The sequence below is a fragment of the Streptococcus sp. 29896 genome, assembly GCF_032594915.1.
In the GTDB taxonomy this organism is placed as follows: domain Bacteria; phylum Bacillota; class Bacilli; order Lactobacillales; family Streptococcaceae; genus Streptococcus; species Streptococcus suivaginalis.
Genome location: NZ_CP118733.1, coordinates 1,889,139 through 1,903,339, shown reverse-complemented (window position 1 = coordinate 1,903,339; position 14,201 = coordinate 1,889,139). Strand labels below are relative to the sequence as shown.

The 14,201-nt window shown below is 42.7% G+C and carries 9 protein-coding genes; all 9 read left to right on the top strand.

Annotated features, from left to right (window positions below; translation table 11 throughout):
• The first annotated feature begins 61 nt into the window (after positions 1–61).
• On the top strand, positions 62–874 hold the full coding sequence (gene purR, locus PXH68_RS08635) for a pur operon repressor (RefSeq protein ID WP_158456438.1): 813 nt from the start codon (positions 62–64) through the stop codon (positions 872–874).
• A gap of 243 nt (positions 875–1,117) precedes the next feature.
• The gene (locus tag PXH68_RS08630) at positions 1,118–1,408 is read left to right on the top strand and encodes a WXG100 family type VII secretion target (protein ID WP_013730614.1); all 291 of its coding nucleotides are present in this window, start codon (positions 1,118–1,120) and stop codon (positions 1,406–1,408) included.
• 73 nt (positions 1,409–1,481) lie between these two features.
• Entirely contained in the window at positions 1,482–4,628 is a 3,147-nt protein-coding gene (gene esaA, locus PXH68_RS08625; RefSeq protein WP_248027097.1) for a type VII secretion protein EsaA, read from the top strand.
• Positions 4,629–5,093 (top strand): type VII secretion protein EssA, encoded by a 465-nt coding sequence (gene essA, locus PXH68_RS08620; RefSeq protein WP_024388549.1) that lies wholly within the window; start codon positions 4,629–4,631, stop codon positions 5,091–5,093. It begins immediately after the preceding gene.
• A gap of 29 nt (positions 5,094–5,122) precedes the next feature.
• Positions 5,123–5,362 (top strand): EsaB/YukD family protein, encoded by a 240-nt coding sequence (locus tag PXH68_RS08615; RefSeq protein ID WP_014638709.1) that lies wholly within the window; start codon positions 5,123–5,125, stop codon positions 5,360–5,362.
• Between the two features lies 1 nt (position 5,363).
• Positions 5,364–6,638 carry a type VII secretion protein EssB gene (gene essB, locus PXH68_RS08610; RefSeq protein ID WP_248027099.1) on the top strand — a complete coding sequence of 425 codons (1,275 nt, stop codon included), beginning with the start codon at positions 5,364–5,366 and terminating at the stop codon, positions 6,636–6,638.
• 3 nt (positions 6,639–6,641) lie between these two features.
• A complete protein-coding gene (essC, locus tag PXH68_RS08605; RefSeq protein WP_316715654.1) occupies positions 6,642–11,060 on the top strand; it encodes a type VII secretion protein EssC in 4,419 nt (1,472 codons plus the stop codon).
• Positions 11,060–11,719 carry a hypothetical protein gene (locus PXH68_RS08600; protein WP_044693880.1) on the top strand — a complete coding sequence of 220 codons (660 nt, stop codon included), beginning with the start codon at positions 11,060–11,062 and terminating at the stop codon, positions 11,717–11,719. The genes essC and PXH68_RS08600 overlap by 1 nt, the downstream gene beginning before the upstream one ends.
• Positions 11,712–14,195 carry an SA1320 family protein gene (locus PXH68_RS08595; protein ID WP_052836306.1) on the top strand — a complete coding sequence of 828 codons (2,484 nt, stop codon included), beginning with the start codon at positions 11,712–11,714 and terminating at the stop codon, positions 14,193–14,195. Before PXH68_RS08600 ends, PXH68_RS08595 begins: the two co-directional genes overlap by 8 nt.
• Positions 14,196–14,201 lie beyond the last annotated feature (6 nt).

Below are 14,201 nucleotides of genomic sequence, written 5' to 3'. Positions count from 1 at the left end.
ATGGTTCGCTTTTTATTTTTCTTGTGTTATAATAGGAAAAAGCCTAAAAAGGAGAGGACGAATGAAATTGAGACGCAGTGAACGGATGGTTGTTATCTCAAACTATCTAATCAATCATCCTTACAAATTGACTAGCTTGAATACCTTTGCTGAAAAGTATGAGTCAGCAAAATCTTCTATTTCAGAAGATATTGCCATCATCAAAAAGGCCTTTGAGGAAAGCTCAATCGGTCAGATTGAAACCATTACAGGTGCTAGTGGTGGGGTTATTTTCACGCCTTCGATTTCACGAGAAGAGTCCCTCGCCATCGCAGAAGACCTTCGCCAGCAGATGGCTGAAAGTAACCGTATCCTTCCAGGTGGTTATATCTATTCATCTGACTTGCTGTCTACACCTCAAACCTTGAAAAACGTTGGCCGTATCATTGCCAACGCCTTTAAGGATGAGAAAATTGATGCGGTTATGACGGTTGCGACCAAGGGTGTTCCTTTGGCCAATGCCGTTGCCAATGTTTTGAATGTTCCCTTTGTCATTGTCCGTCGTGATTTGAAAATCACAGAAGGTTCAACCGTTTCTGTCAACTACGTATCTGGCTCAAGCGACCGGATCGAGAAAATGTTCTTATCCAAACGTAGTCTGAAGGCAGGCAGCCGGGTGCTGATTGTGGATGACTTCTTGAAAAACGGAGGTACCATCAATGGTATGATTAGCCTCCTGTCCGAATTTGACTCAACCCTTGCCGGTGTAGCAGTATTTGCTGAAAACCAAAAAGGAGACCGCAACGTAGCCAATTATAAATCCCTTCTAGCCGTGACAGACATCAACGTTAAAGAAAACCGAGTTGATGTAGAGTTGGGAAATATTTTTGAATAACCTTTCAAATCTGATCTTGAAATAGATGTAGGTCAGACCTACTTTACCTTTATTCGTGCAGAAAGAAAAAGCTGAGTTTTCGGCTTTTTTTGTTTTTTGGCGGCTAATCAAAAGATTCACTACCTAGATCGAAAAAAGCGGACAAAATACACATAAAAAATAGATAAATAAAGTAGCATATATATTGTGTTTCACCTATGATTGATGTACAATGAACCTATAAATAGAAAAAAGGGGAACACTATGTCACGCATTAAATTAACACCAGACGAACTCCGTACTTCAGCGATTCGCTATACAGAAGGTTCAGATAATATCGATGCTATTTTGTCATCTTTGTCAAATGAGCAATCTGTTATTCGTGAAAACTGGGAAGGTACAGCTTTTGACAGTTTTGATGCTCAATTTGAAGCGCTTAAGCCAAAAATTGTTGAATTTTCTGAGTTGCTTCGAGATATCAATGCCCAATTGAATAAAGTAGCTGACATTATCGAGCAAACAGATGCAGACATTGCAGCGCAAATCAATGGCTAAGGGTTGACGAAGTTCAAATGCTAGGAAGGCGCCAGCCTTCCTATTTTTTATCGAGATGAAGGAGATATGAAAAATGGATAAACAGCGCATTTTGAAGTATGGGAGAAATGCTTTGCTGGTCTTACTTTTGCTTCTATCTATCATTGGATTAAATATTGCCGTTCAAAACAACACGAGTATTTCCAAGAAAGAGCAAGAAGCAGGGCAACAAACGATTAAGCTGGATGTTGCCCTAGTCAATGAAGATAATACTGTAACCCTAAATGGTACGGAATATAATCTTGGTGCTAGTTATGCAAAAAACATCGAAAAAAATACTGCCCATAACTGGTCAACTGTCAGTCGTGGTACGGCTGATAAGGGATTAAAAGAAGGGCTTTACCAATTGGTGGTGACCATCCCAAGCGATTTTTCAACAAAAATCTTGGATATCAACAATACCAATGTGGATAAAGCGACAATTACCTACAAAATCAATGCAAATGGTAACTTGCAAGTTGAGAATGAAGCGGTTAAGGTGGCAAAAGGAATTATCGCTGACCTGCAAAGTCAATTGATTGATATGTATATGGCTAGCATTCTTGGCAACCTTTACCAAGCGCAACGAAATGTTCAAACCTTGTCAGATACAAAGGTGAACAATATCGCTGTCTTTCGAAGTAATCTTTATCAAACAGCCGTTGATTTTCAGACACTGTTCCCTAATTTGGTCACAACGGCAGATTCGACATTGGCAGCTAACAATCTCTTAAAAGAAGCACTTTCTGGCAATGTAACAGTCTATGATAGTCTGAATACAGCACAAACAGGCTTGAAAGATAATTTAGCTGGTTTGATTGAGCAACGAAATCAAGGTAAATTATCCCAGGAAGAATTTACAGTTGCACTGTTAGAGATGAATAGCTCGGTGCTCAATGCTGAAACAGAGCAGCTGTTTACAGCCATCAAGACGACTCAAGAAGCACTTTCGGGTCAATTAGGGGCAGCTGCAACAGATGAAACCGGTTCAGCAAGTGGCTATACAGGTCTGGTTGCAAAACTAGATCAGGCTATTGCAGATTTACAGGTCGCCATTGAAGCGGAAAGTACAAAATTAGCAGAACATGAGGCTGCCATTGCTAGTTTTGCTGAGACACACCTCAGTAATTACTACGGTGAGAATTTAGAAACGATTGACCTCGAAGCATTTTTGAGTAAGAGCACAGACCTGCCCGTTTCTCTAGCGTCCTATAAAGCTAGCTTAGATCAGATGGTATTGAATCAATTGGCAGGATTGCCAAGTTTGAACCCTGCAGACCTGGCTTCTGACTTAAACAAGCTAGATTCGCAAGCTACAGGTAAGATTCAATTTGATACAGCATTTGCACAAGCCCTATTTGGAGAAGGATTTACGCCATCTAATGATTTGACAGAGTTACAGAGATTGGCCGCTGAATTAGAACCTCATCTTCAAGCAGCCGCAGATTTTACAGTGCCAACACCAACGACTCAGGCAACTCTTTCTTTAGATATCCCATCGGGGTTTGACCTGGTATCATGGGAACTAAATGGATCCACTTATACCAATCCAAGTGAAGTTGTGGAGCTACAAAAGGACAATGTTGTGCTTGTCACCCTGCAATATGAAAAGAGTTCGACAACTGTCTCAACAACAGTAGTTACTGCCCCAGTATCCGATTCTTCAACGACGGATTCAAGCTCAACAGATGCAGTGACCCCTCCATCAACAAGTACCTCTACTGCTGCGCCAGTTACAAGCACTGAGGTGGTAACGGGGACTGTTGGAGTCCGTGTGAATAATTTGGAGATTACAACGGCGGGATTTGATTGGGAAAGTTTTTTGAACAATCAGGAAAATTACCGCAAGGCAGAAGCAGCCTATGCTGCAAAGGTTAGTGAAATTATTGCAAAATATAATCAGGTTAATAATCTGTTCAATCACTACTATCCTGCGGATCCTACTACTGGTGAACGCAGCAGTTTGACGTCTAGCTTCTTTCATCAAGATGCAAAATCTTTATTAACATCTTTAGTTACGGACTCTATCATAGCAAATCTGCAGTCCTATTCAGAAGCGCGTGCGCAAGATCAAGCTCTAAAGGATAAACTAGCTGAGTTAGAGGGGCAGAGACAAGAATTAACAGACCAACTTCAAAATATTAGTACAACAAATTCTGATTTAGCACAACAGATTGCCAATCAATTAGCATTTTTAGATGACATCAAGGCACGGGCTCAGGCGATTGCAGAAGGGCAAGAGCAGCAGGCCTCTCTTCAAGGAACACATGATACAGAACTAGCAGCTCTTGCTACAGAACTGGATGCCTCACTTTCGATTACTGATGAAGTCAAGACACTATCAACTCAAAACGTCGAAGAGGCAACCAATGTTAATACCATTTTTACAACCTTTACAGATGATGTGCAAGCAGCGCAAGAAAGTGGAAATCGCCTTTCTTCAGAGGCAACTTCCTTGATGGAGAGATTTGAATCAGAATTGGCTGAAAATGGCGACTTTGTCAAAACCTTTACTTCTGTCTTAAGCAATACCTATGACAATGGTGTTCCAAATGAAGTGATTTTGGATTTCTTGTCTGCACCATTGACAGAATCGTCTTCATCTGTAAAAGCAACAGTCAACACCTACAGACCTTTCACCTGGATTTTACTCTTGGAGATGGTGGCCCTGTTTGCAGCTTATGTTTTTGGTACTCATCGTGTGATTAAGGCTGTGAAAGATAAGTTTAAAGTCAGCCGTCTAGAGGATACAGATTTAGTAACGGTGACTGTGCTCAGCGTTCTATCACTTCTGGTCGGTGGATTGATCGGGGTTGTATCAAGTCAACAGTTGCAGATTGATAGCGAGTTGATCCCGACTTGGGTGCTGATGATTACCTTGTTTAGCCTATTACTAGCACAAGGTCAGTATCTATTGATAAAAAATGCTAAAGGACTTGGCATGGGGATTAGCTTCTTCATGGTTATCAGCTTTATTTACCTATCCAATGCCATTGGTACAACTGCTAGTTTGACAGGCCTGCCTGCAACACTGAAAGCTATCAACCCTCTTTCTGTTTTAGAAAATAGTTTATCTGGTTACTTTGATGGCCAAGCTGCCAGTCTGACAGTGATTGCTACGGCGCTCGTATTGGGGCTTGGTTTTGCGGCTTTGAATGCTTTTGTTGATGTGGAAAAATTCCTAAATAAAAAAGAGGATTAAATGAAAAAGATAGCACTTGTTCTTAGTTGCCTGGTTCTCTTTCTTCCGGTTGGGATAGAAGCGTCCGAACTTGGAGACAATAGTCTTCAAATTGATAGTTCACGCATTGAAGTAGAAAAAGAAAAGAAAATAGGTAGTCAGGATTTACTGGTCCAATCTTTGTTTCTGGCGCCAGATCAAGCAGAATTGACTGCCAAAAAAGAAGCTGATCAAGTATTATTAGAGCATCAGCTAAATAGCCTATTCCAAACTGGTGAGAAACCAAGCACGGATATTTTGCAAGTGGGGACCTTGTTTGATACTCGGACCCATAAGGTGATGACAACCAAGGTAGATAGTGGGACAGAGGGGGCTCCAGCAGGGCTTCTCTCTGGCCTGTTTTTTGCTTCTATTGTAGTTGGCATTCTATTGCTTGCAAGTTTAGCAACCTATTTGATGGGTAAGGATGAAGTAGGCCTGGAATAATCTTCTAGTGGTCTATTGGAGGAGATGAGATGGAGACGCATATCAATGTTACCTTACATGATGGAGGACGAATCAGGGACTTACGGATTCCGACTCACATTGAGGTTAGGAGATTAATCAAGGAGTTGGATGGCATCTTCGAAAAAGAGAATGCTAGAAAAAAATACCAACTCCATGTTGTTAATAAGGGGTTCATTTTGGACGAAGGGAAAGTATTAGCCGATTATCCTGTGACAACGGGAGATATTGTAGAGGTTTTGGAGGTTTAGGGTGAAAGAAGAAACATTTGTCTTTGGTGGACAGGAATTTGTCTTTTTAAAGGGTGATAAAGAGTGGCACCTTGATGTAAAACGGTCTGATGTGGCAACTCAAGAGCTATCTGACCTGCTCTTGTTGGATCTGCACCACCCTCAATTTTTACAACAGGAAATGACGGTGGATGAAGATACAGTTCATTTCACCTATCATCTGGATGCATTTGGGCAAACCTTTGAGGACATGAAAGAGAAAGAGGTCTCTGAAAAACTACGACTTTCTCTCAATGTTTTAGAATTGAAGCAGGCTTTGAAATTGCCAATCACCTTTTTCGTGCATCCGTCATCTGTCTTTATTACTAAGGATGGTCGGGCCAAACTAGCCTATCGGGCTATCCCGGAGAAGATGGTGCCTCAGACCTTGGATGCTGCGGATTTGTTGAAGCAATTAAAATCTTATATCCTTGCCTTATTTACAGAGCATGATTTTATGGATCTTTACAATGGTGCGCTGGATGTGGTTCCTGTACCGGAGTTCTTAGATACCATTCGCAAGGCAGAGGATATGGATAGTTTGGAAGGACTTTTGCAGGGCTATTTTCAGGATAAGTTGGAGGAGGAGAAGGCGACTTTGACAAGGGTTTCTCGCTCTAAGCACCGTCTCTATCGCTATGCGACCATCTGGCTTTCTGCTCTGGCAGGATTATTGGTCTTGCCGCTGATTTATCTAGTTTTCATGCACAATCCCTTCAAGGAAAAAATGCTGGATGCGGATACGGCCTTCATCAAGGTGGACTATCCTGGGGTGATTAGTGAGCTGGAGCGGGTAGAGGTCTCTAATCTTCCCTACACTCAAAAATACACGCTTGCCTATGCCTACATCCAAGGGTTTGATTTGAGTAATGAACAACGTTCTGTTATCTTAAATAATGTAACGCTCAAATCAGATGAGCAATACTTGGACTACTGGATTGAAATTGGTCGTGGTAATAGCCAAGAAGCTTTGGATTTGGCCAAGCGTTTGGATGATTCGGATTTGATTTTGTATGCTCTTTATCAGCAAATGGAACAGGTTCGTGAAAATACGACTTTGTCGGGAGAAGAGCGGGAAACAACCTTGGATGAGTTGAAAGCGGAGTATCAAAAGTATTGGGATACCCGAACTACGATTTTGAATGAAGATGGGTCACAGGTGGAAACAGGTACAAGTTCGACGTCTAGTTCAACCTCTAGTTCAACCTCTTCTACAGAGCCATCATCAACGAGTCCATCGAGCTCGAGCGGGGAGTAAGCTATGGCAGAGACAGTAGTTTTTTATAAAGATGGTTTTCGCTATGTGGCGGATGTGTCTGCTGGGAAAAAGATTCTTTTTCAAGGCACAGAAAAGGCACAGGTTTTTGTCTCCTCACTGGATACTCCCTTGACGATTTGGTTAGATGAAGCACAAGTTTGCTATGACTATGATGGAGTGGAAGGAAAGCTTGTATCTGGTATGTCTTTGGCGGGGGGCGTGGTCTATCTTCTTCCGTCGGAACAGGTAATCCTAGACCCTCTGGATAAGCAGGAATTGACCATCGGCCAGCATGCGGGCAATAGTTTTGTCCTTGCAGGGTCAAGTTGTCATGTCTTACTCAAACGCAGTGACCAGTCATGGATGCTTTATCGTTTGGCGGGCTCCATCTATATCAATAACCTTCTGATGGAGAAGGGGGAAATGGAGCTGGCTCTTGGAGATGAGCTTGCTTTTGAGGATACTTTTTTCAAATTTTATGCAGATGAGGTCCTGGTTGCGGGTCCTGTAGAGGCTAGTGATGAGTTGGCTCGTAAGTCTGCATCGCGCTATGCTTTTTATGAGGATTATCCAGACTACCATCGCTCTCCACGGATTATCTATCGGAGTTCAGAAGACAGGGTGGCTATCAATGCTCCTTCGAATGCACCTTCAAAACCGTCTGACAGTTTGTTGAAACTAATCTTGCCTCCTCTTATGATGGTGGGGATTACATTGGTTATCATGATTTTCCAACCTCGTGGTCTCTACGTGCTTGCGACTATCGCCATGTCGATTGTGACGTTGGGGATGTCTATTGCTGGCTATATAAAGGGGAGAAAGGATTACCAGAAAGAGCTGAGAGACCGAGAAGGGCTCTATCATGACTATCTGGCTGATAAGGCCAAGGAGTTGGCTGGTCTGACCAAGTCGCAGAAAGATGGTCAGCTCTACCATTATCCTGCTATTGAGACCTTGGTGGATCTGGCAGATAGCTACCACCATCGGATTTATGAGAAGACGCCTCTTCATTTTGATTTCTTGTATTATCGCTTGGGTCTGGGTGAGGTTCCGGTGTCTTATGACCTGTCCTATGCTCAGACGGAACGGTCGGGCAAGCGGGATCCCTTGGAGATGGAGGGTTTTCAACTCTATGAACAAAACAAGACCATTTCAGATATGCCTATTGTGGCCAATCTGTCCCATGGTCCTGTCGGCTATATTGGTCCGCGGGCTTTGGTGATTGAGCAGCTCCAACTCATGGTCAACCAAATAGCACTTTTCCATTCCTATCATGATGTGCAGTTTATTACCATCATGCCAGAGGAGGAGAAGGAGCAGTGGGATTGGATGCGGTTCTTGCCTCATGCGACCTTGCAGGACATGAATGTGCGTGGTTTTGTCTATAACCAGAGGACCCATGATCAGGTGCTCAACTCGCTCAATCAGATCTTGAAATTGCGCAGGGCTCAAAAGGAAGACAAGTCCAATCGTGAGTCGACCCTCTTCAGTCCTCACTATGTGGTCTTGGTGACGGATGAGAAGTTGATTTTGGACCATGTGATTATGGAGTTCTTCACGGAGGATCCGACGGAGCTAGGCTGTAGCCTGGTCTTTGTGCAGGATGTGCTGTCTTCTCTGTCTGAGAATATCAAGACCATCATTAACATCAAGGATCGAAACACTGGTCAGCTGGTCATGGAGGAGGGTCAGTTGCGTGAGATTGACTTTGCCTTGGACCATTTCCCGGTTGGCTACGACAAGGAGACCTTGGTACGCCGTTTAGCTCCGCTTAATCACCTACAGAACCTTAAGTCTTCTATCCCTGAAACGGTGACCTTTATGGAGATGTACGGGGCTGAGACCTTTGAGGACTTGGGTGTTGTCAGTCGTTGGGAAAAGCATGCGCCTTATAAGAGTTTGGCGGTACCTCTGGGTCTTCGTGGCAAGGAGGATATCGTCTATCTGAACTTACATGAAAAGGCTCACGGTCCGCACGGTTTGGTGGCAGGTACTACGGGTTCTGGTAAGTCAGAGGTCATCCAGTCTTATATCTTAAGCCTTGCGGTTAATTTCCATCCGCATGATGTTGCCTTCCTCCTCATCGACTATAAGGGCGGGGGCATGGCCAACCTCTTCAAGGACCTGCCTCACTTACTTGGGACCATCACCAACTTGGATGGCGCCCAGTCCATGCGGGCCCTAGTGTCCATCAATGCGGAGCTGAAGCGCCGTCAACGTCTCTTTGCGGAGAATGATGTCAACCATATCAATCAATACCAGAAGAAGTACAAGCTGGGTGAGGTGAGTGAGCCTATGCCTCATCTCTTCTTGATCTCCGATGAGTTTGCGGAGCTCAAGACCAACCAACCTGACTTCATGAAGGAGCTGGTCTCAACCGCTCGTATCGGTCGGAGTTTGGGTATTCACCTGATCTTAGCTACTCAGAAGCCATCTGGTGTGGTGGATGACCAGATATGGTCCAACTCCCGCTTCAAGCTGGCGCTCAAGGTGGCAGATCGGAGCGACTCCATGGAGATGCTTAAGACGCCAGATGCGGCTGAGATTACTCAGGTGGGTCGTGGCTATCTGCAGGTCGGAAACAATGAAGTCTATGAACTCTTCCAGTCTGCCTGGTCTGGAGCTGATTACCAGCCAGATAAGGATGAGCAGGGGATTGAGGACCATACCATCTATGCCATCAATGACATCGGTCAATATGAGATTCTCAATGAAGACCTGTCAGGTCTGGATCAGGCTGAATCCATCAAGGAGGTTCCGAGTGAGCTTCAAGCCATCGTAAGTAAGCTGAAAGCCTTGACAGAGCGCCTGTCCATCCAGGCCCTGCCACAACCATGGTTGCCTCCGCTGTCTAAGGAAATCTTCTTGCAAGATCTACGACCACAAGGTTTCAAGGACTTGTGGGGACAGGCAAGTGGTTTGGTTGCACGCTTGGGGATGGTGGATATACCGAGTCGCCAGAGCCAAGAAGTCTTGGAACATGACTTTGAAAAGGATGGACACATCGCCTTGTTCTCTAGTCCGGGTATGGGGAAATCGACCTTTGTTCAAACCCTAGTGATGGACTTGGCACGCCAACTGACACCGGAGGAGCTACACTTCTATCTCTTGGACTTCGGTACCAACGGACTCTTGCCGTTGAGAGATCTGCCTCATACTGCGGATCTATTGATGGCGGAGGATACAGAGAAGTTGACCAAGTTCATGCGTCGGATGAAGGAAGAGTTGGCTAAGCGCAAGGCGGCCTTTAGTCGCTATGCCGTCCCAAATCTCACCCTCTATCGACAGGCGAGTGGAGACGAGCTTCCTGTTATCTTCTTGGTTTTGGATAATTTTGATGGTTTGAAAGAGGCAAGCCTTGGAGCTGAAATGGAGACTCTCTTACAAACTCTGGCACGTGAAGGAGCCAGCCTCGGAATCTACCTGGTCCTCACAGCTGGTCGCAGTGGGGCTCTTCGCCCAGCTTTACAAGCCAGTCTGAAAACACGTTTGGCATTGAAATTGACGGATGACGTCGAATCTCGTACCATTGTCGGTCGCCACCAACATGTGATGGAAGAGGTTCCTGGTCGAGGCTTGGTTCATTTGGATGAGGTTGAGGTCTTCCAAGTCGCCCTTCCAGCCTATGCCAAGGACTCCTTTGGTCTGGTGCAGGCAGTACAGGATGAGGCAAAAAGCATGGCTGCTTCTTGGACGGGTCGTCGTCCAGAAGGCATACCAGTCATGCCTGAGAGCCTGAGCTTTGAAGAGTTTGCGGGTCTAACAAGCGTGCAAGAAGCTGTCGCAGGTGGTGAGCTACCAATCGGACTAGACTTTGAGAATGTGGAAAGTGTTGGTTTGAATATTGGAGCTATGAAGCATTTATTGGTTTTTGGGGATCAATTATCTACGGTGGGCCGTGTGATGAAACATATAGTGACTTATTCTCTTTCTCTTTTGCCAGAAAAAGAAATTATCTACGTTTCATCAGAGCAATCATCGTTTAATTTTACAAGTGAGACTATAGATAGAGTTATTACTGCTGAGATTGGAGTTGAGAAACTTCTGTTTCAAGAAATTCAACAGAGGAAGACTCAATCTATTCGAAAAGTAAGTTTCTGCATTATTCCTGATATAATAGCTTTTCTGGAGCAGACTAAGATGAGTTACTCAGACTTTATAAAACTCTACCAAGAATCACTCAAAGTAGGGGTCCAACTGATAATTGGTGCACAAAAATCATCGTTACTCAAGACAGATTTATCTATTAAGTATATTAAAGAGAATCTGGTGACGGCAATCGTTGCTCAAAGACTATATGATCAAAGTATTGTACAACATAAAATGACAAGTCGTGAGGAGACTTTGAAAGTAGATGAAGTGTATCTATATCATGACCAAGACTATCAAAAAGTAAAAATTAGTAAGCAGGTGGCGGAGTAATGAATCGAATAAAAAAACTAATGATGTGCATTTTAGGAGGTGTTATGATAATGGGTTTGACAGGTTGTAATAAAGAAGCAGAGATTAGAACAGAGTTGGCACCGATGTATGAGGTGCTGGACCAGCAATCGATAGAGAATTTTGATATTCTTTCGATTGAAGACAGTTTGAGGATATATGGTATGGAGAGTGCCAAGGGATTTCAGACTGATTTGACTATCAACTCAGATGGACAGTTTGAAGGAATGAGTTATGATTTGTCTGTTTCTGAAACGGAAGGTTATCCAACGACTTATATAGATGGAGAATTGAAAATAAATACGACTAGTGAAGTGTTAGTAAATAGAAAACTGATGTTTGAAGAATTCCATTTTTCAGAAGACTATTTTAATAATCTAGAGCTAGTGAAGGTACTGGACCATCCCAATACTTATATGAAGGATATGAGTTACCAAGAGAAGACTCCTTCGGACTACACAAAGAAACTAATAGAAACTTATGGATTAACTGATCCAACAGTTGCTAAAATCGAAGTAAGCAAAACAAGGCATGATGAAAAAACATTTTCCTATATACTAACGTATTCCTTATATGACGAAGCTGATATTGAAATTATTCGTGTTTTCAAATTCGTAATGGAGGATATAGAGGATGAGTAGAGAAGAAATAAATCGTCGGGTTGAGGTATCTGCCGCTATTGCAGACAGTGTTTATAAATTTGAAGAATATTATGTGAACAATGTTAGGTCTTTGCTTGATAAAGATAAGGAAGATTTTCAGAAAATAAAAAATAGGTTAGAATCAAAGGATGCTCCCCTTCCTCCTAACACAGAATTAAAGGATTATTACTATGACCCCTCCACAGGCGTAGCTGCCATTGCAGTGTATGATTCTGTAACTGGGGAAACCTATATTGCTTATGCCGGGACAAATATGGATGCGGATGGTAGTGCTGACGTCATTTCTGATGTCAATATAGGGTTCAACAATGGTTTAGCTTTGAAGAAGTTGGAAGAAAGTGCGACCTCATTTTATCGAGAGGTGCAGAAAAGTGGGGCCAATGTAACCGTTACTACTGGACATTCTTTTGGGGACTTCCTTTCAACGCGTGTGGCTATTGTTGAGCAGACCCCCTATAAGTTTGGTTATCAAGGGGCTCCGCAATCCGTAAGTGTAAAAACATTTTTGGAAATGAACTACGATCGCCTACTTTCTTATAAGGTGATCAGTAAGGAGGAACTGGATAAGTTAATAGTTCAGGAGGAGATTGAGGAGCAACGTGTCAATCAACTAATCTCAAATTATTCAGGTTATGCGGTAACTTTTTCTACAACAGCAGATGCGTTAACAAATGCCTTGTGGGATCAAAAACCAAATGAAATAGACTTTGATGGAAAAACCACTGTTAAGGGGTTTCATTTAGATGGTCCCAAGGATCTATTGTTAAATTTTCTGGCTAAAAAGTTTGATACAGAGCTAGAGGCCGTCTACGTTGGAAATGTGATTGCCATTGATGTGCCTATTGAACATGATATGTCCGCGTATAAAAATAGTATGGAGGCTATGCATTACACAACCACAGCTGTTTTAGCTGATTTAAATAGTGTGGACTTCAACCGAGATGGAGTAGCGGATTTTGTACTTAGTCCGGAGTATTTAGTAAAGACGCCTATTATACCTGCATGGGCTTCTGGGGGAGCGGGCTCAACCATTAACTTAGATTTAGGCGTTTTAGAAGTGGTAGCTACTAACCTTCGAGGAATATCCACCTATCTATCCGATCTTCTCACGCTCAATGGGGAAGGGATTTCAGCGAACCAACAAGTAGTTGATGGAGTGAACCAGCGCAAGGAGTCGTACAAGGAGACTATTTCGGAGCAGTTGGAATCAATCGCCTTAGTTCAAGCGGTAAAAGATATTGATTCAGCGTTTGAGCAGATTGTTGATTTAGAAACTATGCTTTCGACAATAGTTTCGTATGATAGCTATGAATTTTCAAGAAGATTTGACAATTGGGGAAGCAGTATTTTCTATAGTTGGTACAAAGAAAATGGTTCTTCGTGGAACTATAATTCTGTTGTAAATTCTTTAACAAGGCTATCCATTGGTTCTGGGGAATTGAGGTCTGTGGCGAGAAATAACTCCGATGTAGGTCCAAGTAAATATGGTGGTATTTTTTCAATAGGAACACGGACAAATGTCGCAAGAAGGGGAGAGGAACTTATCAATTCATTTGAGGAAGAGATTGAATCTGTTACCAAAGGAATTGGTAATCGTAGTTCTTATTCAGACGGAATTCCGTTAGCTATTGGCGAGGTCTTAGAGGTTATCCATTTTAATTTACAAGCAGTTATTCAATGCGTAAATTACACAGTTGAAGTTGTTGAAACGATAAAGGATGCAATGATTTCAGTAGATGCTCAGCTGGCTAGTGATATTACCAAATTAGACTTATCCTTGATTTCTCCTGTAGATGTATCTATCTATACGGACTATCAGACATTTTTAGAATCAACGGGGGTCTTTGATGATATGAGTGTACTTAGAGCATACGATGATCAAATTGATAGAAAAGCAGATGAGTTAGCAGATTCAATGTCTACCGAGTTTGGTAACTATTTATCCGAGGTGTCATCTGAAATTTCCTCAACCAATTCATTGCTTTCTACGATTATCTCTAGCTGTAATAAATTAAATAGTCAAATGGCAACGAATGTTTATTATAAAGAATGGGGAGAAAAGGAGAGACACTATTATGGTCGAGTTGGAGACTTTATTAGTATTTCATATGCTATTTCACGCTTACAGAGTGAGAGTTCAGAAATTGATCGAATGCTAACCACTGCCTCCACAAAAGTGAATACAGTTGTAGGGGCATTAGGAAACTTATATGAACCATTTAGAAGAGGTGCTGAGGATGCGATTTATGGGCTCAGTGGACTAGAAGCCATTGTAAAGGCGCAATTGAGTATTTCAGAAGTTTTATTGTCTATGAAGTCAAGGTTTGAAGAAATGAAAGTTCAGATTTCAAGTAATCAAGGTGTCGCTGTTAACGCTCTTGGAGAAAAAATGGATGAAATTATTTCATTGATGTCAACTTCTGAGCAATTAATTACGGACTGCTTCGGTAATTAGATGATA

What these genes read in the sequence shown, in the direction of transcription:
- essC (WP_316715654.1), top strand. Translation starts at nt 6,642, where the DNA reads ATGGCAGAGACAGTAGTTTTTTATAAAGATGGTTTTCGCTATGTGGCG.
- PXH68_RS08595 (WP_052836306.1), top strand. Translation starts at nt 11,712, where the DNA reads ATGAGTAGAGAAGAAATAAATCGTCGGGTTGAGGTATCTGCCGCTATT.
- PXH68_RS08615 (WP_014638709.1), top strand. Translation starts at nt 5,123, where the DNA reads ATGGAGACGCATATCAATGTTACCTTACATGATGGAGGACGAATCAGG.
- purR (WP_158456438.1), top strand. Translation starts at nt 62, where the DNA reads ATGAAATTGAGACGCAGTGAACGGATGGTTGTTATCTCAAACTATCTA.
- essA (WP_024388549.1), top strand. Translation starts at nt 4,629, where the DNA reads ATGAAAAAGATAGCACTTGTTCTTAGTTGCCTGGTTCTCTTTCTTCCG.
- esaA (WP_248027097.1), top strand. Translation starts at nt 1,482, where the DNA reads ATGGATAAACAGCGCATTTTGAAGTATGGGAGAAATGCTTTGCTGGTC.
- PXH68_RS08600 (WP_044693880.1), top strand. Translation starts at nt 11,060, where the DNA reads ATGAATCGAATAAAAAAACTAATGATGTGCATTTTAGGAGGTGTTATG.
- PXH68_RS08630 (WP_013730614.1), top strand. Translation starts at nt 1,118, where the DNA reads ATGTCACGCATTAAATTAACACCAGACGAACTCCGTACTTCAGCGATT.